The sequence below is a fragment of the Bradyrhizobium sp. NP1 genome, from assembly GCF_030378205.1.
In the GTDB taxonomy this organism is placed as follows: domain Bacteria; phylum Pseudomonadota; class Alphaproteobacteria; order Rhizobiales; family Xanthobacteraceae; genus Bradyrhizobium.
Genome location: NZ_CP127385.1, coordinates 1,014,783 through 1,036,030, shown reverse-complemented (window position 1 = coordinate 1,036,030; position 21,248 = coordinate 1,014,783). Strand labels below are relative to the sequence as shown.

Sequence of the window (21,248 nt, the reverse complement as noted above, 5' to 3'; positions counted from 1 at the left end):
CGTGATTTCGCAAAAAATTGACATGACCGATTGATATCGTCCAATATTGATTGGAACTCGTTTGATATGAGTTGCGAATGGAGCTCCGCCACCTCCGCTACTTCGTCACGCTCGCCGAGGAGCTGCATTTCGGGCGCGCGGCCGCACGGCTCGGAATCTCGCAGCCGCCGCTCAGCCAGCAGATCAAGATCCTGGAAGACCTGCTGCGCGTGCGCCTGTTCAACCGCACCAATCGGCGCGTCGAGCTCACGCAGGCAGGGCTTCTGTTTCTCGCCGAAGCTCGCGCCACCCTGGAGCGCGCCGATCGCGCGATATCGGTTGCGACGCGCGCCCAGCGGGGCGAGCTCGGCGAGCTTCGCATCGGCATGTTCCCGTCAGCGCCGCTCCTTGCCCAGATCGGCGATGCGATCCTGACGTTTCGTCGAAGCTTTCCCGACGTCCAGCTCGTCCTCAATGAGATTGAGAGCCACCAACAAACCCAGGGGCTGCTGGAAGGGCGGGAGCAGGTCGCCATCATCCGCAGCGCCGCGGCGCCCGTTCTTCCCCCGGAACTGCGGGCAACCGAGCTGTCGCAGGAACCGTTCCGCGTGATCATGAGGAGCGATCACCCGTTGGCGAAACGCCGCAAGATCCTGATCGGCGAACTGGCGCAGGAACCCTTTGTTTTTTACGGCGACCGCATGGGAAGAACCTTGCCGCACCAGGTTCTCGTGCTGTGCCGCTCCGCAGGATTCGAGCCGCGCATCGGCCAGCTTGCCAACGGCAACGCGACCATCACGGGACTGGTCGCCGCCGGACTCGGGATCGCGGTCGTTCCCGAGGCGATGTGCCAACTGCACCATGAATCCGTCGTCAGCCGTCCGCTCGATGCCGTCGGCGCCATGACGTCGATCTGGCTTCTGCGCTCCAGCCAGGACGACTCGCCTCTGGTCGGAGCCTTCTGCAAGCTGATCGCAAAGCGACGCTCTGCATGATCCGAAGCGTCACCGGGATCGCGCGAGCAAAGCGCTAGCGGATCGAGAACGCGACCGGGACGCTGAAGCTCATCGAGGATTGCTTCAGCTCGGGCGGAAAGGCCGGGAACGGCTGCGCCCGGCGCAGCATGGCGAGCGTCTCGGCATCAAGCGCCGCATGTCCGGATGATCCGCCGAGATGGCCGGCCAGCACCTGCCCGCCGCGGCCGAGGCTGAAGCTCAGCCGCGCGACCCCTTGCTGGCCTGCGGCCTTCGCTGCCGGCGGATACTGCTTGAAGCGCTGCAGATGCGCGGCAACCAGTTGATTGTAGGACGCGATCGCCGCGGCCGATGCGCCGCTGCTTGCCGCGGACGCGGCCTGCGCCTGCCGTTCGGCTTTCGGCGAGGCCGTGGTGCGTGGCGCCGGCGGCGCTTCCGTCGGCTTGCGGGCGTCGGGGCGGATCGCCTTCGGCTTTGCCGGCGCGGGCTTGCGATCGGGCACGACCTGCGCGGGCTCCGGCTTTTCGGGCGTGGCTCGCTTGTGCTCGGGGGGTGCCTCGACCTCAGGCTTGAGCTGTGGCGGCGTCGGCGCAACCTGCTCCTGCACGGCCTCGGACCTCGCGGCCTCCGGCGGCGGCGAAGCATCTGCCTCCTGCATGACGGGCCCCGGCGCAAGGTCGAGCCGCGTCGGCTGCGGCGCCGACGACACCGGCGACATGTCCACCATGATCACAGGCAGGCTGACGCCCGGCACGGGCGGCTGCCGATACCAGGTGATGGCGAGCGCGACCAGCGCGGCATGCAAGCCCACGACGGCCGCGGCCGAGCCGGCCCAGCGCGGTGCGAGCGCGTTGTCGGTCGCAGCGTGCAGGGCATAGGCGTTCACAGGTTTCGGCCGTCGAGCCCGACGAGCGCGACCTTCAGGTATCCGGCGTTGCGCAGCAGGTTCATCACTTCCATCAGGTCGCCATAGCTGACCGCCTTGTCGGCGCGCAGATAAATGCGCTCGTCACGGCTTCCTTTGGTCGCGGCATCGAGCGCGGCCGCGAGCGTCTCGCGCGCGATGACATCCTCGCCGACCGCGACCGAAAGGTCCGGCTTCACCGTGACAAACACCGGCTTGTCGGGCCGCGGCTGCGGCTCGACCGCGCTCGCGGGAAGGTCGACACCGAGATCGACGGTGGCAAGGGGAGCCGCCACCATGAAGATGATGAGCAGCACCAGCATCACGTCGATGAACGGCGTGACGTTGATCTCGTGCACCTCCGCCAGATCGTCGGCAGCGCCACGCGCGCCGGTCCTGATCGCCATCGTCTACTCCGCCGCCCGTGCCAGCGCGAAGGCGCCGGTATCGCGCTGGCGGCTGACCAGGAGCAGCACCTGCGCCGAGGCGTCGCCGAGCAGCGCCCGATAGGCCGCGATCGAACGCGCCAGATGATTGTAGATCACGACCGCCGGAATCGCCGCCATCAGCCCCAACGCAGTCGCAAGGAGTGCCTCCGCGATGCCCGGCGCGACCACGGCGAGATTGGTGGTGTGCGCCTCGGAAATGCCGATGAAGGCATTCATGATGCCCCACACCGTGCCGAACAGGCCGACGAAGGGCGCGGTGGCGCCGATTGTCGCAAGCACGCCGGTGCCGCGCGCGATCCGCCGCGACATCGCTGCTTCCACCCGCTCCAGCCGCAGTGCGATGCGCTCCTTCAGGCCGTCGTCGACGATGCCGCGGGACAGGCTGGTCTCACGCGCCGCCGACTGGATGATCTGCGCCACGGCGTCGTCGCCCCGGCTGACATGTTCGACCTCGGCCAAATTGGTGTCGCTTTCGAGCAGGCCGAGGCGGCGTTTTGCGAGCCCGGTCTGGCGACCAAGCTCGATGGTCTTGGCAAGCCATACCGTCCAGGTGACGAGCGAGGCGAAGGCAAGCCCGATCATCACCGCCTTCACGACGATGTCGGCGCCCAGGAACATGCCCCACGGCGACAGGTTGCGCGGCAGCAGCGCGTTGTCGGCCGCGGCGAGCGCCGCACCGGGCAGCCATGCCACCGCGGCGGCAACCGCCGCCGCCATCCAGCGAGGCACTCCATGTTGCATGGTTGTCTCCCGCATCGGAGAAGCTATGCGGCGCCGGCCGACGTGAGCCGCTCCGCCAGCGCCCTGAATCTTGCAAGCTGATCCGCCCGCAGCGCGCGCGTCTCGTCGCGCCCGACGAACACCTTGAACATGATGCCGCCGTCGACATTGAGGAAGGCGGCGAAGGCCGACTGCTTGCCCATGAAGGGCCGTTCGACGAAGGCGATGGCGCCGCAGCGCTCGTGCCGCAGATGCCCGTGCAGGCCCTTCGGCTGCATCAGGTTGAAATAGCCGCGGCCGATCTCGCCGGGCGGAATCGCGCCGGTGAATTCGAAGATCGCGTCGTCGGTGTGGACGATCAGCGTCACCTCGCCCCACTGCGCGATATCCTGCATCGCCGTGGCGAATCCACCGCCCGCGCCGATCCGCACCATTTCCGGCGGCAGCGCCTCGATCACCGCGCGCGGCGTGACGTTGCGCTGGCGCGCGACGTCCTCGATCACCGCGCCGGGGTTTTCCACCATCTGCGCCTTCAGCTCGGCAAGCTCGGTACTCAGCATCGCACTCTCCTCACGCCGCGGCCGCCTTGCGCTCGCTCTGGATCACTTCGAAGCCCTCGAACTTCGGGTGACCGAGATAGAGGCTGTCGCCCGTCCTGTTGTCGGCACGGGCATGGGCGCGGCGGAATTCCTCCGAACGGGTCCAGGCCTCGAATGCGGCCTTGTCGGCCCAGGTCGTGTGCGTCGAATAAAGCGTGTGATCGTCGGCGACGGGGCCACGCAGCAGGTGAAACTCGACAAAGCCCGGCATCTTGCCGAGATAGGATTCCCGCGTGGCCCAGACCGTCTCGAAGGCCTGCTCAGCCCCCCTCTTCACCTGGAACCTGTTCATCGCGATAAACATCGAAACTCTCCTTGTCCTGTGGGTTGTTGTGAAACGCGCCAAAGCCGCGCTGGGGCATCAGCGCGGCCCGGGGGCGACCTGGTTGAAACGTCGTTATCGTGATTACGCTCCGCCAAAATGAATCTTCAGGCCGGCCTTGTAGACCCGACCCGGTCCCGGGCTCGACCACAGCACGTCGTTCTGCGTGGTGCTGTCAGCGCCGCTGCCGGGGATCGCATAGGGCCGGTAATACTGGTTGAGCAGATTGTCGATCGACGCGGTGAAGGTGATGTCCTTTGTCGCGTTCCAGGTCAGGTAGAGATTGACCAGCTCGTAGGACGTCGAAGGCAGATAGCCCGCCGGCAGGTCGGTATTGCCGGCAAAGGACGACCACTGCGCGGCCAGAATCAGCTGGCGATCGAGCAGCCGCAGGCCGGCCGTCGTCGTCACCTTGCGTGGCGTGATGGTGGCAAGCCCGATGTTGGTCTGCGTGTTCTTGCCGCGCATCACGTGATCGGAGAGGCCGACGTACCACAGGCCTGCGTCGTACATCGTCTCCCACTCGACGCCCTCGATCCTGGCGTGCGCGACGTTCTGGTACTGATAGAATTGGCTGTACAAGCCGGGGTACACGATCAGGATCGGCGAGATCGGCGTGGACCCGACCAGATCGATATAGTCGTCGACGTCGTTGCGGAATACGTTGAACTTGCCGCGGAAGGAGTCGCTGGCGGCGAAGATGCCGTCATACTTCAGGTTGATACCGGCTTCCTTGTTCTTGCCGACCTCCGGCCGCAGGTTCGGGTTCGGCAGGAAGCAGAACAGGCCGGCGGTCCCGCCCGGACAGGGGAAGAACGCAGGTCCGCCGCCCGTGGCGTGCTCACCGGCGATCAATGTTTCCGTGATCGAGGGCGCACGATAACCCTCGGCATAGCTGACATAGGGCGTGAGGCCTGCGACCGGCGTCACGCCGACGGTGATCTTCGGCGAAAAGCGGTCGCCACCGGTCGAGACCGCGGCCGAGTCGAGATCGTAGCGGTCGTAGCGGATGGCGCTGACGATCTCGAGCCAGGTCGAATAATTGTTCTTCAACTGCGCGAAGCCGCCCGACACCGTACGCTCGCCGCCCGGCGTCGTGATGTTGGAATTGCCGCGGCTGTCCGACGTGTTCACCTTGTCGTTGAACACGTCAAAGCCGTAGGTCAGCGCGTTGCGCCAATCGCCGACATTGAAGCGTGTGGTGTTGTTGACGTCGGTACCGATGGTGTCGAGCAGATAGCTGCGGCGGTCGCCGACGCAGCCGGAGACGTTGTTGCCAAATCCGCCGCCGCAGTACGCGGAGGGCGTCGTGCCGCTGTGGTAGGTCTTGACCTGGTCGTTGTCGGTGCGGTTGCCGTAGACGGTCGCGCTCCAGTCCCACCACATGTCATCGGGCTTCGCGTACTTCCAGGTGATGGTGCCGCTATAGTTCTTGGCGTCGGAAGCGTAGACCGACGAACCCTGAAAGAGCGCACGCTGCGCGGCCGTCGCCACGGGGCCGCGGTTGAACTGGCCGATGCTGTACTGGTAGTCTTGGAAAACGCCGCCGAACTTGATCTCATGGCCGTCGGCGGGACGCACGGTGAGCTTCATCACGCCGGCGGCGATGTCGTTGCCGGTATTGCCGATCTCGGTCCCGTTGCCGTCCTTGTAATTGCCCTGCGTGCGATAGACGGCGCCGCCGAACATGTCGACGTCAGGGCTGGCGCGCACGCCGCCGAAGATCGAACCGAGCCCACGGCTGCTGTTGCTACCGTAGGAGCCGGTCATGTCGACGCCCCAGCGCTCGCCCGGGCGCACCACGTCGTTGATGTCCTTGGTGCGGAACGACACCACGCCGCCGATCGCGCCGGAGCCGTAGATATTCGCGGTCGGGCCGCGCACGACGTCGACGCCGCCGATCAACTCGGGATCGAGGAAGAACGAGCCGTTGGCGTTATGCCCGGTGCGCTGATAGTTCTGCCGCGCGCCGTCGACAACCACCGCCACGCGGCCGAAATCCTGCAGGCCGCGCACGTTGATGACCGTCGCGGGATCGTCGCCGCGCTCCTGGAACGACACGCCGGGCACGGCGTAGAAGATGTCGGACATGCGGTTCGGCTGAAGGCCCTGGATCTGCTCCAGCGTCACCGCGGAGACCGGCGCCAGCGCATCGACCGCGCGTTCTTCGGTCTTCGAGGCCGCAACCGTGATGGTATCGAGCGACTGCACCGGTGTGCCGCCGATCTGCGCGCGCGCATTCATCGCCGATGACGTCGACTGCGCGTCCTGCGCTGCCGACTTGCGCTTCGCCTGCTTCTGCTTCTTCTGCTCGGGCTGGCCGACCACGTCCGCGGTCTGCGTCGCAGCCGGCGTTGGAAACACCAATGCGGAGGAAAATGTGGACGCGACCAAAACCAAGGCGCGCGAATGCCTAGCCCCGAAAGCCATACTGCCCCAACCTGATGATGTGCTTCTTGGTTCGGCTGGCGGCGCCGCAACAGGTGCGGCAGCTTGCTGGCTATCAACTTGTTCACGGCGCAAGTCTTCGGCTCGCGTCGTGTCGGCATTGGTTACGTTCCGATCCCGAGACGGTCAACACGCGCGCCTCGCTCTTTATAGCGATTGTAAACTTGCGGCGATTGGATTGCGTCTCGATCGAATTATACAAGCGCGATCGCGGAAAACCTTGGGGCACAGCGACAAAGATGGCGACGACTTCCGGAAACAATGTCGGCGGCGCAGCAAAGCACGCAGATAATCCCACTGTTGCAACGCGTTCGCTTGTGATGACCGGCAACCGGATCGAGAGCCGCGACCTGTTCGCGTCGGAGCGCGAGATCATCATCGCCCATGGCGAAGACGCCTATCGCCTGCGGTTGACCTCGCAAAACAAGCTGATCCTGACAAAGTGACGCACCGCATGACAATTTGCCGCAGGCTGTTGCCGCTGCTTGCCATCGCGGCGGCCGGCGTCGCGCAAGCGGCAGGCATTACGGTCCATGATGCGCGCGACCGCGACATCGGGATCGACAATCCCGCGCGGGTCGTCGCGATCGGCGGCGCGATCACCGAGATCCTCTATGCGCTCGGTTTCGAGGACCGCATCGCCGGCGTCGATTCCACGAGTCTGTATCCCGAAGCCGCGCTGCACGACAAACCCAATGTCGGCTACATGCGCCAGCTCTCCGCCGAGGGCGTGCTCGGGCTCAACCCGTCGCTGGTGCTGGCGATGCAGGGATCGGGACCGAAGGAAGCGATCGAGGTGCTGGACGCAGCGAGGACGCCGCTGGTGCTGGTGCCCGAGACGTTCTCCGAACAGGGGCTGCTCGACAAGATCCGGCTGGTCGGCCGCGCCATGGGCGCCGAACCGCGCGCCGAGTGCCTGGCCGGGGCGGTGGCCAGCGACCTGGCCCAGCTGCGCGAATTGCGCGGCAGAGTGGCAAAGCCGGTGCGGGTGATGTTCGTGATGTCGCTGCTGAACGGCCGCGTCATGGCCGCAGGCCGCAATACCGCGGCCAACGAGATCATCAGCCTTGCCGGCGCCTTCAACGCGATCGACGGCTATGACGGCTACAAGATCGTCAATGACGAGGCGATCGTGGCGGCCAGGCCGGACGTGGTGCTTTCGATTGCGCGCGGGCAGGATTCGGTCGAGGCGGAGGCCGTCTACGCGCATCCCGCCTTCGCGCTGACGCCGGCAGCCAGCAACAAGGCCTTCATCTCAATGGAAGGCCTTTATCTGCTCGGCTTCGGGCCGCGCACCGCCGCCGCAGCGCGCGACCTCGCACTGAAGCTCTATCCGGCGCTGGCGCCGCAGGCCGCGACGCTTGCTTCCGCTACGCTCAACGTCGATTGCCGGCGATGAGCGTCGTGGCAGACGGCGTGCGACGTCCGGCCCGGTCGCTGCGGCCGGCCGGCCCGCTCATTGTCATCGGCCTGCCGATCCTGCTCGCGGGCGCGGTAACGGTCGCGCTCACCATGGGCGCGGCAGGCATTCCCTTGGGGCGGCTTCCCGCGGCGCTGGGCCTGTCGGCCGATCAAGCCGATCCACTGACGGCGCGCGACCAGCTCGTGCTGTGGTCGATCCGGATTCCCCGGATCGCCGCGGCTGCGATGGTCGGCGGATTGCTCGCGGTTTCGGGTGCGGTGATGCAGGGGTTGTTTCGCAATCCCCTGGCAGATCCCGCGCTGGTCGGCGTCTCCTCCGGCGGCGCGTTCGCGGCAGCAGCGGCGATCGTGTTCACCGACAGCCGGATCGGCAACAGCCTCTATTTCATGCAGAACGAGCTGTTGCCGCTCGCGGCCTTCGCCGGCTCGCTGGCCACGACCATGATCCTCTACGCCATCGCCAGCCGCGCGGGACGAACCTCGATCGCGATCTTCCTGTTGGCGGGCCTTGCGATTGCGGCGATCGCCAACGCCGGCATCGGGCTGCTCGTCTTCGTTGCCGACGACCGCCAGCTTCGCGACATCACGTTCTGGCTGCTCGGCTCGCTGAGCGGGGCAACCTGGCCGAAGGCGGCGACGCTGGCGCCGGTGCTGGCGGTGGCGCTGGTCGCGTGCCTTTCGGTCGCGCGCGGGCTCGACGTGCTGGTGCTCGGCGAGGCCGAGGCGTTTCACAGCGGCGTCAATGTCGAGCGGCTGAAGCGAATCTCGATCGTGCTGGTATCGGCGATGACCGGCGTCGCGGTCTCGGTCTGCGGCGTGGTGGGATTCGTCGGCATCGTGGTGCCGCACCTGCTGCGGCTCGCGATCGGCCCGGCGCACCGGCTGCTGCTGCCGGCCTCCGCCCTGCTCGGCGCGATCCTGATGACCGGCGCCGACACGCTGGCGCGCACCATCGTGGCGCCGGCGGAAATGCCGATCGGCATCCTGACCGCCGCGATCGGCGCGCCGTTCTTCCTGATCATCCTGTTGCGGCAACGGGGCCTCGCCGGGTTATGAGCGCGATCCTGCAGGCGCAGCTCGCCTCGATGACCGTCGGCGGCGCAAGGCTGGTCGATGCCGTCGACCTCAAGATCGACGGCGGCGAGATGGTCGCGATCGCAGGCCCCAACGGCGCCGGCAAGTCGACGCTGCTGCGCATGCTCTCCGGCGATCTGCGTCCGACCGGCGGCAGCGTACGGCTCGGGTCGCGCGACATCGGTGCCTATTCGCCGCGCGAACTCGCGCTGCGTCGCGCCATGCTGTCGCAGCATGTCAGCGTCACCTTCCCCTTCACGGTGGAGGAAATCGTCGAGATGGGCGCCGGCACGCGCGGGCGCGCCGCCGCACGACCCCTCGTCGAGGATGCGCTGCGCGAGGTGGGCCTGGAGCGTTTCCGGCATCGACAATTGCCGACGCTGTCCGGCGGCGAGCAGCAACGCGCGCACTTCGCCCGCGTGCTGGTGCAGCTCGCCTGCGGCGAGGCGCTTCGCGGTCCGGGGTTGCTGCTATTGGACGAGCCGACCTCCAACCTCGACCTGCGGCACCAGATCGATCTCGTGGAAGCCGCGCGGCGCCGCGCCAACAACGGCACCGCCGTGATCGCGATCCTGCACGACCTCAACCTCGCCATGCGCTTCGCCGACAGGATCATCATCCTGCATCAGGGCAGAGTGGCCGCCGATGGCGACTGCCGTAAGGTCGTCGCGGCGGATATCATTCGACGGATATTCGAGGTCGACGTCGCGATTCGCCATACCGACGACGGTATGCCCTATCTACTGCCACAGACCATGCAGCCTGCGGCGGCGCGAAATACGGTGCCATGATCAGATCAAGGAGACCTTGCAAGGCACGGTAGCCCCCGCTCCGGATCGCGCGCATCACCACCGACATCGTTCTCTTCCTTCACCAGCGGTTGCCGGAAACAACAAAAGGCTGCGGCCAGTGTGATGGCTCGGAGGTTCTCTTCTTTTTTGCCTCAAGTTCATCAACAGAACTTTCGAGCCACCACACTGGAATCTCGGATTTGCGGATGTGCTTTCGGACCCGAAGCTGACAACAGAGGCCAGCGGAAAATGATGCGAATTTCGGGTCCGGGACACTAGTTGCAGTTCGCGCGCGGGACGAGCCACGTCGAATACGTCTGCCAGACGCCGTTGCCGAGATCGCGCTGATAGGCGATGAAATCGCCATCGTCGCCGTGCACGAGTTGGTAGCGGTGATACTTTGCTTTCTGTGCCCGCTTCGTCATCGAACTACTCCCTCGTCGGGGATTGACCTACCAGCGAGGTAGTCGCGATGCTCGGACGATCAATGCAATGATGAGTATCATAAAATCACTTTGCCGAGAGGCGAACGGTGCCGCGATTGTGAATTTCAGCGGTGTCCGCTGAAGCGGTGCCGGCGCGGCGCTGTGCCATCGACACGCGTGAATCCATCGCCGCGTATCAATGCCATTGAGTCGGGGACGCCGCGCGCTCCCTGAACACCAGATCCGGCATGCAGGACGTCGCCATCGGGGTGGTAGAACGCATATGCGCCAGGCTCCTGGATGGCGGCTTGCGCCCACGCGAACCGCGCGTTCACGAGCGATAGCAAGGCGACGACTGCAACGAGCGTGTATTTCGTCATGACCATACTCCTCTTTCGGAGGCTCCGCCGGCCGGCCATCTACGTTTGCATCAGTTTTGCAGCGTCAATCTGCACCCAAGCCGGGCGGTTGGCGCGTTAGGTGTTGTTAAACGTTGCGAGCGCGTGCCCCGCCATCCGCCCGCCCGCGCCTGACTGGCCCCTGGCGCATGGCGACGACAAAGCGACCGCGATAGCCGGTCATCACACTGATTTCGCTTGAGAATAGAGAACCTACGGACGTCGTGGCTCACTGCCCGATGGCAATGCGTCGCGCCGGCTTCGCTGCCCGACCGCTCGCGCAGGCCAGCCGCCACGAGCAGACATAACAGAATCTTGCAACGTCTAACGGGCTATTTCCGCCGATTTGCGCGAATGTAACGGTGCACCCATTCGGTGAACCCAAACTCAGGACGTTCGACATGAGCACCGCTTCTGGCGCGCCCCGTGAAACCGCAACCAGGTCCCCGAAAGCGCAGACGATCGACATGAAGCTCGAGGTCGTCGTCATCCCGGTTTCGGATGTCGATCGCGCCAAGCGCTTCTACGGCGGTCTCGGCTGGCGGCTCGACGCCGATTTCGTCAAGGGTGACGCGTTCAGGGTCGTGCAGTTCACGCCGCCGGGCTCGTCATGCTCGATTCATTTCGGCAAGGGATTGACGTCGGCCGCGCCGGGCTCCGCACAGGCGCTGTATCTGGTCGTATCCGACGTCGAGGCCGCCCGCGCCGATCTTGTCGATCGCGGTGTGGAGGTGAGCGAGGTCTACCACCGCGCGGGCGTCGGGGAAGGTCCAATCAGGGGCGTGGACCCGGCGCGCCAGAGCTACGCATCGTTCGCCACCTTCAAGGATCCGGACGGCAATAGCTGGCTGTTCCAGGAGGTCACCACGCGATTGCCCGGACGCGTGGATGCGGACACGAGCTTCGCCTCGTCGACCGAACTCGCAGCCGCGTTGCGACGTGCCGCAGCCGCGCATGGCGAGCACGAGAAGCGGCTCGGCCGGCACGACGAGGATTGGCCGGACTGGTATGCCGACTACATCGCGCGCGAACAGGCCGGCAAAGCGCTGCCGTCGTGAGCAGCGGCCACGAACATCATCTTCCGGCTCGGGCAGCGCCCCGGCGCAACATGCCGGCCGAACCGCCAGCTGTCGAGTAGTCCAGTAAAGGTGTTTGGCGATGCGAGAGCTCTTGCTCAATGGCGTTGGCGGAACATTGTTCGCAATCACAGCCATGCGCATCGCGCTTGGGGCGTTCTTCGTCTTCTCCGGAGCACACAAGGTTGTCAACGCTGAAAGGCACGCGGCATTCGTGGCAACGCTCCGGGCCAGCGGCATCTCGTACATCGGCATCATGCAATGGTTCGTGCCGAGCGTTGAGTTCTTTGGCGGCCTGGGCGTCGCGTTCGGATTTCTGACGCCGCTGGCGGCCCTTGGCCTTGTCACGATCTGTCTCGTCGCGCTCTGGACCAACGCGCCAAGGGTGGTTGCGGGCTATCGACCAATCGACTTTGCGGATCGCCTCGACGATTGGCTTTACCTGCCGGAGGTGATGTACGTGCTGATATTGGTCTATTTCATCACCGCCGGCGCCGGCCCGGTTTCTTTGGACCAGCTCCTGAAGCTCTGGATCGCCAAATGAGGACGCGTTGCGGACATCATAGCGGCTTGCGGTCCGCGCTATCCGCCGAAGCCCACAAATCCAGGGAGATCGATATGAGCCACACCCTGATGAAGACAATGCGAGCCACGGTAACGACCGTGCTGATCGTCGGAGGCGTCCTGACACAGCACGTCGTGCGAGCCCAGCAGACCGAGATGACGGGCATCAAGCGCACCGACCTGCAGCAACACGATCTCAGCGCCCCCGGACGCGAGGCCGTCCAGGTGCGCGTCGACATCGGGCCGGGCGTGGCTTTCGGCAGACATACGCACCCCGGCGAAGAGATCATCTATGTACTCGCAGGCACGCTGGAATATCAGATCGAGGGCAAGCAACCGGTGACGCTGAAGGCCGGCGACGTCCTCTTCATCCCGGCCGGGACGATTCATGCCGCAAGGAATGTCGGCGGCGACACCGCGAGCGAGCTCGCCACCTACGTCGTCGAAAAAGGAAAGCCGCTGCTCACGCTGGTGAAGTGACGATTGCGGTCTTCGGCTGGCGCTCTTGCCTGGCGAGAGAACGCTCGCTGCTCCTGTGCGCTTTGGTCGCAATGGCGGCGCGCGCGATCGGGGCTACGTTCATCCTGTCATGATCCGCATTGTCGACATCGATCCGCGCATCGCGCGGCTTTGTTTGCGCGCCGGGCGCCTGCACGCAGGCATTTAGCCGGGCGGCCGAGCTGCGCGCCGTCCGGGCTAGCTTCACCATCACCGATCAGCTTCACGGCTTCCGTCCCGGGAGCCGGTTTTGCTTGCTGAACTTTTTCGAAAAACCCGTGCCCACTTTTCCGGATCATGCTCGAAGGAGGCGTGCCGTGCATCACTGCGCTCTGCCAGAACTTTCGATTTCGGCGTCGGATCATCGCCGCCTGGAAACCATCGCACTCGTTGCCGCCGCCCAAGGCGACATCGACGGGCTGTTCCTGCTCGCGGAAATCAGCCGCGCCGAAACCGTGCCTGACGATGCGGGTGCGCTCGCATCGATCGTCACCATGGGATCGTGGGCGACATTCTGGGTCGACTGGGGCTTGCCGTACGAGACCAGGCAACTGGTCTACCCCAGGGACTACAGGTGCGACAAAACCCAGGTCTCGGTGATGTCGCCATTGGGCGCGGCGCTGATCGGGCTGAAAAGCGGAAGCCAGATGCCGTTTTCGGTCGGCCGCCGCCCGCACGTCGTTCGCCTCGACAGCGTGAGCCTGACGCAGCCGAATGTCGTTCCGCTGTTTCGCGCACCGCTCACCGCGCAACGAGAAACCTTCGACGACGACCCCGGACCATCCGCCGCCTGACGCGCCAAAGAGACAGAGAGAGAGAATGTCATGAGCAAGAACGGACACGCAGCGAACCACGAGCCGGTGCTGCCACCCATCATTGTCACGAGCGATGACGCGCGCCGCCTCAGCGCGCTGGCCAATTCCAGCATGGAGATTTTCCCGCCCGTCGCCCATTTCCTGGCGCGCGAGATGGATCGTGCGAGCGTGGCGCCTGACGATGCCGACCTTGCCGGCGTCGTTCGCATGGGCTCACGCGTCGGCTATCGCGACGAACGAACCGGCGGCGTCCGCGAGGTCGTGCTGGTCTATCCGCACGAGGCCGACATCGACCACAACCGCATCTCGGTCCTGACCCCGGTCGGTGCCGCGCTGATCGGACTGTCGATCGGCCAGGCCATCGAGTTCCAGACGCCGGACCGCCAGATGCGATCGGTGACAGTCCTGCACGTCTCGAACTGAGAAGCGTGCCATCGCGCCGCTGTTCTGCTCACGCAATAGGCAGAAGCTCATGAGCCGGGCAGTGCTCGCCGGCGCCAGCCGCGCTGCGCTCACAGCGGCGTGAAAATTGCTTCGTCCTGCCCTGCGCGACGAAACCAAAGCCGCGCCGCATGAAGCCATTTTCGACAGTCGAGGAAAATGGCCGGAAACCGTCGAGGACCAGGCTAATGGTTCACGGCCAACGGAGGGGATTTATCATGTCGGCCCTGATCAATTTGATCTACCGCGAATATTGCCTGACGTGCCTGGGCCAGATGCGCAAGCAAGCCTAGGACAGCGACCATGAATGCTCGAAAGCCGGTCGTGGTACCGACCATCGCAACGGTGGCGCTGGTCGCGCTGGTGGTCTGGACCGTCGCAGGCCCGCCGCCACACGCGATGCGCCCGGACATCACACACCGCACTACCCATCCAGCGAAGTGATTTTTTGAAATGATTTGTTGCCGTGCGTTTCCCGATTCACGACGAGGGGAAAGGCCATGCAAAAGCAGACTAACAAAGATGATTTTGCGGAGATCTGGCGAAAGGCGGAGCAACGCCGGACCGACGAGATGACCGATTGGCTGAAGCAGCTTTTGAAGAAGCGATCGATCCCGAAGCTTCGCATCGCAAGATCAGCCCGACCGTGGCTGCGCGGTCCCCTGACCGCCCGTCACGGATAGCCGGTCGGCACGGCAGGCACGTTGCGCGTGTTGACTTGAACGGATGCGACGCTTCTGCTGCGGACAGATGATCTCGCGGCGTGCCCCCCAGAGCACGGCCCCACCCAGGGCTATTGGGGGGCTTGGAGGCGGGACCGTGCTGGGCCAGCGGTGGGGAGCCGACCCAATGAGTCAACTCGACGCGGTGCGCACTGGTTCCGATCTACGCGGGATTCGCTCCCGAAGCGTTGCGGCGCGCGAGGCCGCGGCTCGGCATCGGCCAAGATTGATCGGAACCTCCGCAGGAAGCGGCTGCTAGCGGTCCGATTCCAACATTCGCATCCCATCGCGGCAGACGGTAGCGAACGTCAAAGCCACTTCACTAGTCATCGCCCGCACCAAAAAACCGGACCCGCGGGCTGTCGATCGGCTCGACCTGGAAGAAGCGCGGCTCGGAATCCTGGCGGACCCTCTCCTCGACATCGCGCAATTCCGGCATACGGCGCTGCACATCCTGGCGCGGATCGCCGCGGCGCCGATCCGCCCATTGTTGGTGACGCTCGCCGCGCCGGCGCTCGGCGCTGCGCCTGACCTCGGCGTCACGCGCCCTGGCCAAAGCGTCTTGCGGCTGGGCGACCTTGTCGCGTTCGCTCCGCGCCACGTGCTCGGGCACCGGCTGACCGACCGGCTCGCCCTTGGCGGCTTCCTGCGGTGATTGGTTCGCCACGTCCCGCGACTTTTCCGGCGAACCGGTGCTGGAATCGGCAGACGCGGCTTGCGGCGACGTCTGCTGTGAAGCGGTCGGCTGGGCCGGGACTGCGGCGGTGAGCGGCGGCGCCTGCGTTTCGGCGAGGTAAGGCACGGGCTGCGTGGGCCCGCCGGGTGACGCCGCAATCGGCTCGCTCGACATCCGCCGCTCGAGCCTGCTCATCTCGATGCCCTGCCTGGGCGTGTGCGGGCTGACGATATTGGCCATCAACAGGCCGCCACCGACGCCGGCGACGATCGCAACAACAACGGTTGCTGCTCCCGCGAGAAACGCTGTCGAGGTGCGCATGGCTGGCTCCTTGCTTGGCCGGCAACGTGCCAACGCGATCGATGTTCCGGCGCAAGTCGATGTTCCGGGCACGGCGCGGCCCCCGCATCAGGAACTTGTCGTTGCCTGTCGCGTGCTTTCGCCGGCGGCCGCTCCGTTGCTGTGCTGGCCGCCGTCAATGACGGAGGAACGACACGATGCGATTGGTTGTTATCGCGGCTTTCGTGCTGGGTGCAGCGGCGGCACATGCCGAGGAGCCGTCGACGACGCGGCCCGCGCTATGGGGCAGCCCGACCGTCGACAACGGCGCCTGCTGCAAGACGCTCCGCGAGGTGCGCGACAATATCGACCGGCTCGACCGCGAGATCGTGCGGCTGATGGCAGAGCGTGGCCGCTATGTGCACGAGGCCGCGCGCTTCAAGGAAAATCCGGCACAGGTGGAGGCGCCCGAGCGCGCGGAAGCCGTGGTTCGCAAGGCGATGACGCTCGCCGAAGCGAACGGGCTGTCGCCCAAGGTGGCGGAGGCCGCCTACCGCGCCATGGTCGGCGCCTTCATCGAATACGAGCAGGGCGTGTTCGCCGCCGCGACCGCGGCCGGCAACACGCCATGGAAGAAGCAGTGATCCTCGGCAAAGGCCGCGTCGCGATCGGCGCGGCCAAGGCGCGATGGCTTTCAGATCGAATCGCGATCGCGGTTATTTTTTGCGCATGATCTCCGCACAACGCGTTCCGCGTTTGTCGCGAGGGAAAACCGGTACCGACTTTTCCGGATCATGCGCTAGATCGCGGAAGCGACCTGCTCCAGCCCGATGATGCGGGCGAGGCGCCGGACCTCTTCCTTCTGGTCCTCGCGCAACTGGAACAGCAGCGGCATCGCCGCAGATTTGAGCTGCTGGACCTCGGGCGATTCAGGATCGATCGGCGGCGTACTGGCCGCCGGATCGGCCTGCTTGGTTGCGTGGATCTTGCGCGCGACGGCGCGCAGCGCGCTCTCAACCGCCGGCCAGTAATATTCCTGCGAAGCGGAAAGCTTCAACCGCTCCTTGATGCCGGCGATCTGGCCGTCGCTGAGCAGCGCGTAGGATTTTTGCGGCTGCGGCTTGGCGGCCGCCTTCGGCTTGGGCGGGGCGGCAGGCGCGACGGGCTCCGCAGGGACGGTGGCCATCGCCGGGGGCTCCGGCTGCGGGGACACCGCTTTCGCCGCCTCGATGTCGGCGGGCGTGGTGGCGGCATAGGCCTGGCGCAGCGGTTCGCTGAAGCTCGCGGTGGTCGCCGGCGGTTGCTCGACGGCAGCGGTCGCGAGCCGCACCGCCACGGCAAGCCGGTCGGCCTTGCCTTCGCGGTTACTGACAACGGGAGCGTTGACGGTCGGCGTCGTCATGCCGACCAGGGCCGCCGGCACGCTGTCGCGGCCGAGGATGGTAGTCACCGCGGCGCCCGCCAGCAGCAGGCAGCCCAGCGCGAGGATCGTGATGGTCCTAGTCAAACCCAACTCCCCAGTGCGCCCGTATCGCCCCCCGGGCGCGAACAGGCGGAAAAGTGAATGGCAATTAAGGCTTAACCGTGCCGTCCGGCACGGCGGGGGACATAAAATTAGCGGTGAAAAAGGGGTCCAGCGGCCGAAATCAGGCCGCAGCCACAAGATCATAGGCTTCCTGGATGTCGGCCACGATGTCGGAAGCCTCCCACACCGCGCGCGGCTCGACCGAGCGCAGGCTGACCGTCCAGTTGCCGCCGCGAGAAGTGCGCGGCACGCTGATGATGTCGAACTGCACGCTGCGGCAAAGCGGATGGCGCTGCAGCGCGTGGGTCACCCGGATCCTGATCTCGTCCAGCGAGGCCGTCGTTTTTGCAACAAACGCGTCAAGCTCCATGGCGCATCCCCTTCATTCGCGTCCCGGCGGCGCGCCCCCTTGGCGCGCAGCCCCGACCTCGCGAATTCTTGGGACGTGATGGTTAATGCCGCGTTAAGTCAGCAAAATCGCGCGCGCTTTACCGCATCATGCAACGGGCGGAAAGAATTCCGGCCACAGCGCGCGCCACTTCCGTGCCAGCGGCGTGAAATCCTCCGGACCGGTTTCGAAGCTCTCCGCGCCATCGGCCGGCCGAACCCAGCCCTGCGCGCTCTTCATGAACATGTGCGCGACCGGCGTCAGCCATCTGGTGTCGTCGAGCGTGCCGGCGCGGATATTCATCACTTCGGGCCGGCCCGCGCGCTCGCCATAGATGCGCCCGCCGCAATCGGCGCAGAACCACGACACCACGGCGACGCCGCGTGGCGAGCGATGCTGCCAGGCTTTCGGCTCGCCATTGACGATACGCAGGCTGCTGGTTGCGACCGGCATGTTGAGCGCGAACGCACTGCCGGACGCGGTCTGGCAGTCGGTGCAGTTGCAGGCGTAGAGCAGGAGCGGAAACGCCGCGACCTCGTAGCGGATCGCGCCGCAGGAGCAACCGCCGGTCAGGGGAAGCGAAGGTCGGCTCATGATCGGTCTTAAGCCCGGGACGCGCAAGACTAGCCAAAAAGTGGCGATGTCGCGAGGCTCATCGCGGCTCGATGACGAGGCTCTGCACGGCGCGGCCGAAATAGCCGCGCGTGTCGGCAAGCCGCGACATCACGAGCCCTGCCCCGTCGGGCCCGATCCAGCTCTCGGCGTCGACCAGAATCCATTCGCCAACCGGTTCACGCGCGAGACTGACGGTGAGGTCGGCGTTGATGAAGGTCCATTTTCTGAAATCGAGCGCCGGGGCGACGCCATTGCCGAAATCGGCCGCGACCGCCGCGCGCACGGCCTGCGAGACCGCAAAGCCCTCGATCAGCGGGCGATCGAGGCGAAACCAGATTGCGGCCGGCCCCGGCACGCCGAAATGGCCGCGCGCCGCCCGCATCGAGACGCAGGCGACGAACGGGCTCGATGCGGCATGGCCGAGCTCTTCGGGCGCGTGCTCGGGACCAGGCAGCGTGACCGCGGGACCTAAAACCTCGGAAGGAAGCTTCACCGCCTGCGCCCGCACCTTGAGTACGGTCGCGACCGCCACGACGACATCGTCGGAAAGGAGCTTAACGCTGCAAAGCTGGATCTTGCGCCCCTCCCGCAGCACCTCGCTCCGCCAGGTCAGCGGCGCGACCGGGACGGGGCGCATGAGGTCGACGGTGAGACGCGCGATCCGCATCGGCACCGGGGTCGCAAGAGCCTCCGCCGCCCACACCACGAGCGCCGACGGCGCCGCGCCGTGCTGCATGCGCGGATCCCACGGCCCGCCGGCGGCGGGGCTTGCGATGATGCGCTCGCCGTCGACGCGAAAGACGCTTTCCATCACTCCGTCATGTCAGTCGGGGTGGCTTCCGATTTCCTCAACCGGCCGCCGCGAGCGCCGGTGCGTTGGGGACTTCGATGTCGACTTCCAGCGTCGAGACATGCTCGCCGCGGTCGAGCCTGACAATAACCTTGTCGGGATCGAGCGCAACGTGCCGCGACACCGCGGCGAGGATTTCTTCCCGCAGCCGCAACACGAGGTCGGGCTGGCCCAACAATCCCCGCTCATGCGCGAGCAGGATCTGCAGCCGCTCGCGCGCGACGCTCGCGCTGGCGGGGCGGCCGCTGAAAAATCGCAAGAGCTTCATGCAGCCCTCCGACCCAGTAGCCGGTTCATCAGGCCGACCCGCTGGGCCGGCACGGTCATCGCCACGGTTTCGCCGAGCAGGCGGCGTGTGGCGTCGGTGTAGGCCCGCGCCGGCGAGCTTGCCGGGCTGTTGAGTGTCACCGGCGAGCCGACATTGGAGGCGCGCAGCACGTCCTGGCTTTCCGGGATGATGCCGAGCAGGGGTGTTGCCAGGATTTCCAATACGTCGTCGATCGAGAGCATCTCGCCGCGCGCCGCTCGCGCCGGATCGTAGCGGGTGATCAGGACGTGCTTTGCGACGCGCTCGCCGCGCTCGGCCTTCACGGTCTTCGAATCGAGCATGCCGATGATGCGATCGGAATCGCGCACCGAGGACACCTCGGGGTTGGTGACGATGATGGCCTCGTCGGCGAAGCGCATCGCGAGCGTGGCGCCGCGCTCGATGCCGGCCGGGCTGTCGCAGAGGATGTAGTCGAAGTTCGGGCGCAATTCGGCGATGACGCGGCTGATGCCCTCCTCGGTCAGCGCATCCTTGTCGCGGGTTTGCGAGGCCGGCAACAGCCAGAGATTCTCCAGCCGCTTGTCGCGGATCAGCGCCTGCGGCAGCTTGGCCACGCCCTGCACCACGTTGATCAGGTCGAACACCACGCGCCGCTCGGCGCCAAGCACGAGGTCGAGGTTGCGCAGGCCGACATCGAAATCGACCACCACGACCTTCTTGCCTGCCTGCGCCAGCGCCGCGCCGAGCGCAGCCGTGGAAGTGGTCTTTCCGACTCCGCCCTTGCCCGACGTCACAACCAGCACTTTGGCCATCTGAAAATCTCCTTTTACGCTTAAGTTCGATTTACGCTTAAGTTCAGTTGAGCGGCGTGATCCGCATGACGTCGCCTTCAAGCCACGCCTGCGCCGGCCGGTTGCGCAGGCTTGCATCCAGTTCTTCCGCCGTCTGGTAATAACCATCGATCGCCAGTAGCTCGGCCTCGATCTTCTGGCAGTAGATCCGCGCCGACGCGTTGCCGTTGACGCCCGCCATGGCGCGGCCGCGCAGCGTCCCGTAGACGTGAATGGAGCCGCCGGCCACGATCTCCGCGCCCGAGCCGACCGAGCCGAGGATGGTGACGTCGCCGTCGGGAAAGAAGATGGACTGGCCGGAACGGACCGGGCTGTTGAGCAACAGCGAGTTCGGAGGCTGCTTGAGCTCCGGCTTCTCCGGCTCGGCCTCGCGGATCGCGCAATGTCGCCCGCCGGTCAAAAGCGGCGGCATGGTCGAACTGAGCACCGCAGGCTCGACGCCCTCGACGCCGAGGATGCGGATGTTGCGCTTCTCCAGGCTGAGGATCAGGTGCTGGACCGCGGCACGGCTGAGTTCGACCGCGCCAAGGTCGAGCACCACAGGCTTGCCGATGAAAAAGCCGGGCGAGCGGGCGAGCGTCGCGTCGATCTCGGCGAGCCATTCCACGATCGGCACGACCGGCGAGAACACGAAGGCGACATAGGAGCGTCCGCGCAGGCGAACCGGTTGGCGGGCGGTCTCGGCGTTTGCGTCCATGGCGATCGACTCAGCCTTTCTTATCCAAAGGTTAAAAGTCGGCAGCGATGGTTAACGCCGGGTTAATGTCCGGTTAATCCGGGTTAATATTGTGCGGAAAAATCCGGAACCGCCCGGGGACGGGCGTTCGGGTTGCTACGAGACAAAAACTCAACTCAGTTCCGCCCAGAATCGGACTTAATAAAGTCGCCTCGTCGTTCCATCACATATCGGTGACGTTCTTGCGCAGAATGTCGCAGCCGCTGGGGCAAGTGGCCGTTTGCCGGAGATGGGCAATGGAATCGTCGGGGAAGGCGGAGCCGCGCGCAGGTGCTCGCGGCGCGACATGGACATTGATGCGGACCCTGCCGGCGCGTGCTGCGGCCGGCCTTCCGAGCAGGATTCGTCCACGCCGCCCGCGGATGGTTCTGCGCGCGATCGCCTGCTTCGTCGAGGCGACGCAATCAACCACAAGAACAAGCCCGCACATTCCACAGCC

The 21,248-nt window shown here is 65.7% G+C and carries 28 protein-coding genes; 12 read left to right on the top strand and 16 right to left on the bottom strand.

The window, feature by feature from the left end; all coding sequences use genetic code 11:
• Nucleotides 1-77: 77 nt before the first annotated feature.
• Complete coding sequence (locus QOU61_RS04900) at nt 78-974, top strand: LysR substrate-binding domain-containing protein (protein WP_289657003.1); 897 nt, start codon at nt 78-80, stop codon at nt 972-974.
• A gap of 34 nt (nt 975-1,008) precedes the next feature.
• On the opposite strand, the gene QOU61_RS04895 is transcribed toward QOU61_RS04900, so the two are convergent.
• The 6 genes from QOU61_RS04895 to QOU61_RS04870 form a co-directional block, all read right to left on the bottom strand.
• The gene (locus tag QOU61_RS04895; RefSeq protein ID WP_289657002.1) at nt 1,009-1,839 is read right to left on the bottom strand and encodes an energy transducer TonB family protein; all 831 of its coding nucleotides are present in this window, start codon (nt 1,837-1,839) and stop codon (nt 1,009-1,011) included.
• Complete coding sequence (exbD, locus tag QOU61_RS04890; protein WP_289657001.1) at nt 1,836-2,264, bottom strand: TonB system transport protein ExbD; 429 nt, start codon at nt 2,262-2,264, stop codon at nt 1,836-1,838. Before exbD ends, QOU61_RS04895 begins: the two co-directional genes overlap by 4 nt.
• Nucleotides 2,265-2,267: 3 nt before the next feature.
• The gene (exbB, locus tag QOU61_RS04885; RefSeq protein WP_289657000.1) at nt 2,268-3,047 is read right to left on the bottom strand and encodes a tonB-system energizer ExbB; all 780 of its coding nucleotides are present in this window, start codon (nt 3,045-3,047) and stop codon (nt 2,268-2,270) included.
• 23 nt (nt 3,048-3,070) lie between these two features.
• The gene (hutX, locus tag QOU61_RS04880) at nt 3,071-3,586 is read right to left on the bottom strand and encodes a heme utilization cystosolic carrier protein HutX (protein ID WP_289656999.1); all 516 of its coding nucleotides are present in this window, start codon (nt 3,584-3,586) and stop codon (nt 3,071-3,073) included.
• 10 nt (nt 3,587-3,596) lie between these two features.
• Complete coding sequence (gene hmuQ, locus QOU61_RS04875; RefSeq protein ID WP_289656998.1) at nt 3,597-3,929, bottom strand: heme-degrading protein HmuQ; 333 nt, start codon at nt 3,927-3,929, stop codon at nt 3,597-3,599.
• Nucleotides 3,930-4,031: 102 nt separating this feature from the next.
• Complete coding sequence (locus QOU61_RS04870; protein ID WP_289656997.1) at nt 4,032-6,377, bottom strand: TonB-dependent hemoglobin/transferrin/lactoferrin family receptor; 2,346 nt, start codon at nt 6,375-6,377, stop codon at nt 4,032-4,034.
• Between the two features lie 257 nt (nt 6,378-6,634).
• Between QOU61_RS04870 and QOU61_RS04865 the strand changes: the two genes are divergently transcribed.
• Genes QOU61_RS04865 through QOU61_RS04850 form a run of 4 tightly spaced genes read left to right on the top strand, consistent with a single transcriptional unit; the run spans nt 6,635 to nt 9,682 of the window.
• Complete coding sequence (locus tag QOU61_RS04865; RefSeq protein ID WP_289662269.1) at nt 6,635-6,841, top strand: hemin uptake protein HemP; 207 nt, start codon at nt 6,635-6,637, stop codon at nt 6,839-6,841.
• 8 nt (nt 6,842-6,849) lie between these two features.
• Complete coding sequence (locus QOU61_RS04860; RefSeq protein ID WP_289656996.1) at nt 6,850-7,794, top strand: heme/hemin ABC transporter substrate-binding protein; 945 nt, start codon at nt 6,850-6,852, stop codon at nt 7,792-7,794.
• On the top strand, nt 7,791-8,873 hold the full coding sequence (locus QOU61_RS04855; RefSeq protein ID WP_289656995.1) for a FecCD family ABC transporter permease: 1,083 nt from the start codon (nt 7,791-7,793) through the stop codon (nt 8,871-8,873). The genes QOU61_RS04860 and QOU61_RS04855 overlap by 4 nt, the downstream gene beginning before the upstream one ends.
• Entirely contained in the window at nt 8,870-9,682 is an 813-nt protein-coding gene (locus QOU61_RS04850; protein ID WP_289656994.1) for a heme ABC transporter ATP-binding protein, read from the top strand. The genes QOU61_RS04855 and QOU61_RS04850 overlap by 4 nt, the downstream gene beginning before the upstream one ends.
• 275 nt (nt 9,683-9,957) lie before the next feature.
• On the opposite strand, the gene QOU61_RS04845 is transcribed toward QOU61_RS04850, so the two are convergent.
• Together QOU61_RS04845 and QOU61_RS04840 are read right to left on the bottom strand one after the other, a co-directional pair.
• Nucleotides 9,958-10,107 carry a hypothetical protein gene (locus QOU61_RS04845; RefSeq protein ID WP_289656993.1) on the bottom strand — a complete coding sequence of 50 codons (150 nt, stop codon included), beginning with the start codon at nt 10,105-10,107 and terminating at the stop codon, nt 9,958-9,960.
• A gap of 125 nt (nt 10,108-10,232) precedes the next feature.
• A complete protein-coding gene (locus tag QOU61_RS04840) occupies nt 10,233-10,487 on the bottom strand; it encodes a hypothetical protein (protein WP_289656992.1) in 255 nt (84 codons plus the stop codon).
• Nucleotides 10,488-10,906: 419 nt separating this feature from the next.
• Here QOU61_RS04840 and QOU61_RS04835 point away from each other — a divergent pair, with 419 nt between their 5' ends.
• From QOU61_RS04835 to QOU61_RS04810, 6 genes are all read left to right on the top strand, one after another.
• Nucleotides 10,907-11,563: a VOC family protein gene (locus tag QOU61_RS04835; RefSeq protein WP_289656991.1), complete on the top strand. Its 657-nt coding sequence runs from the start codon at nt 10,907-10,909 to the stop codon at nt 11,561-11,563.
• Nucleotides 11,564-11,717: 154 nt separating this feature from the next.
• Entirely contained in the window at nt 11,718-12,125 is a 408-nt protein-coding gene (locus QOU61_RS04830) for a DoxX family protein (RefSeq protein ID WP_289656990.1), read from the top strand.
• Nucleotides 12,126-12,214: 89 nt separating this feature from the next.
• Nucleotides 12,215-12,625 (top strand): cupin domain-containing protein, encoded by a 411-nt coding sequence (locus QOU61_RS04825; protein WP_289662267.1) that lies wholly within the window; start codon nt 12,215-12,217, stop codon nt 12,623-12,625.
• Nucleotides 12,626-12,960: 335 nt separating this feature from the next.
• Nucleotides 12,961-13,437 carry a GreA/GreB family elongation factor gene (locus tag QOU61_RS04820; protein ID WP_289656989.1) on the top strand — a complete coding sequence of 159 codons (477 nt, stop codon included), beginning with the start codon at nt 12,961-12,963 and terminating at the stop codon, nt 13,435-13,437.
• Between the two features lie 30 nt (nt 13,438-13,467).
• Nucleotides 13,468-13,881 (top strand): nucleoside diphosphate kinase regulator, encoded by a 414-nt coding sequence (gene rnk / locus QOU61_RS04815; RefSeq protein ID WP_289656988.1) that lies wholly within the window; start codon nt 13,468-13,470, stop codon nt 13,879-13,881.
• A gap of 321 nt (nt 13,882-14,202) precedes the next feature.
• Entirely contained in the window at nt 14,203-14,343 is a 141-nt protein-coding gene (locus QOU61_RS04810; RefSeq protein WP_289656987.1) for a hypothetical protein, read from the top strand.
• A 600-nt stretch (nt 14,344-14,943) separates the two neighbouring features.
• Here the strand turns inward: QOU61_RS04810 and QOU61_RS04805 are convergent.
• On the bottom strand, nt 14,944-15,618 hold the full coding sequence (locus QOU61_RS04805; RefSeq protein WP_289656986.1) for a hypothetical protein: 675 nt from the start codon (nt 15,616-15,618) through the stop codon (nt 14,944-14,946).
• 176 nt (nt 15,619-15,794) lie between these two features.
• Here QOU61_RS04805 and QOU61_RS04800 point away from each other — a divergent pair, with 176 nt between their 5' ends.
• Nucleotides 15,795-16,220: a chorismate mutase gene (locus QOU61_RS04800; protein ID WP_289656985.1), complete on the top strand. Its 426-nt coding sequence runs from the start codon at nt 15,795-15,797 to the stop codon at nt 16,218-16,220.
• Between the two features lie 155 nt (nt 16,221-16,375).
• On the opposite strand, the gene QOU61_RS04795 is transcribed toward QOU61_RS04800, so the two are convergent.
• The 7 genes from QOU61_RS04795 to minC form a co-directional block, all read right to left on the bottom strand.
• Nucleotides 16,376-17,083 carry a hypothetical protein gene (locus QOU61_RS04795; RefSeq protein ID WP_289656984.1) on the bottom strand — a complete coding sequence of 236 codons (708 nt, stop codon included), beginning with the start codon at nt 17,081-17,083 and terminating at the stop codon, nt 16,376-16,378.
• Between the two features lie 139 nt (nt 17,084-17,222).
• Nucleotides 17,223-17,471, bottom strand: a complete 249-nt coding sequence (locus QOU61_RS04790; protein ID WP_289656983.1) for a hypothetical protein — start codon at nt 17,469-17,471, stop codon at nt 17,223-17,225.
• A gap of 126 nt (nt 17,472-17,597) precedes the next feature.
• Nucleotides 17,598-18,083 (bottom strand): GFA family protein, encoded by a 486-nt coding sequence (locus QOU61_RS04785; protein WP_289656982.1) that lies wholly within the window; start codon nt 18,081-18,083, stop codon nt 17,598-17,600.
• Between the two features lie 58 nt (nt 18,084-18,141).
• Nucleotides 18,142-18,915, bottom strand: a complete 774-nt coding sequence (locus QOU61_RS04780; protein ID WP_289656981.1) for a thioesterase family protein — start codon at nt 18,913-18,915, stop codon at nt 18,142-18,144.
• Nucleotides 18,916-18,952: 37 nt separating this feature from the next.
• Entirely contained in the window at nt 18,953-19,222 is a 270-nt protein-coding gene (gene minE, locus QOU61_RS04775; RefSeq protein ID WP_289656980.1) for a cell division topological specificity factor MinE, read from the bottom strand.
• On the bottom strand, nt 19,219-20,034 hold the full coding sequence (minD, locus tag QOU61_RS04770) for a septum site-determining protein MinD (RefSeq protein ID WP_289656979.1): 816 nt from the start codon (nt 20,032-20,034) through the stop codon (nt 19,219-19,221). The genes minE and minD overlap by 4 nt, the downstream gene beginning before the upstream one ends.
• A 43-nt stretch (nt 20,035-20,077) precedes the next feature.
• Entirely contained in the window at nt 20,078-20,770 is a 693-nt protein-coding gene (gene minC / locus QOU61_RS04765; protein WP_289656978.1) for a septum site-determining protein MinC, read from the bottom strand.
• Between the last annotated feature and the right edge of the window lie 478 nt (nt 20,771-21,248).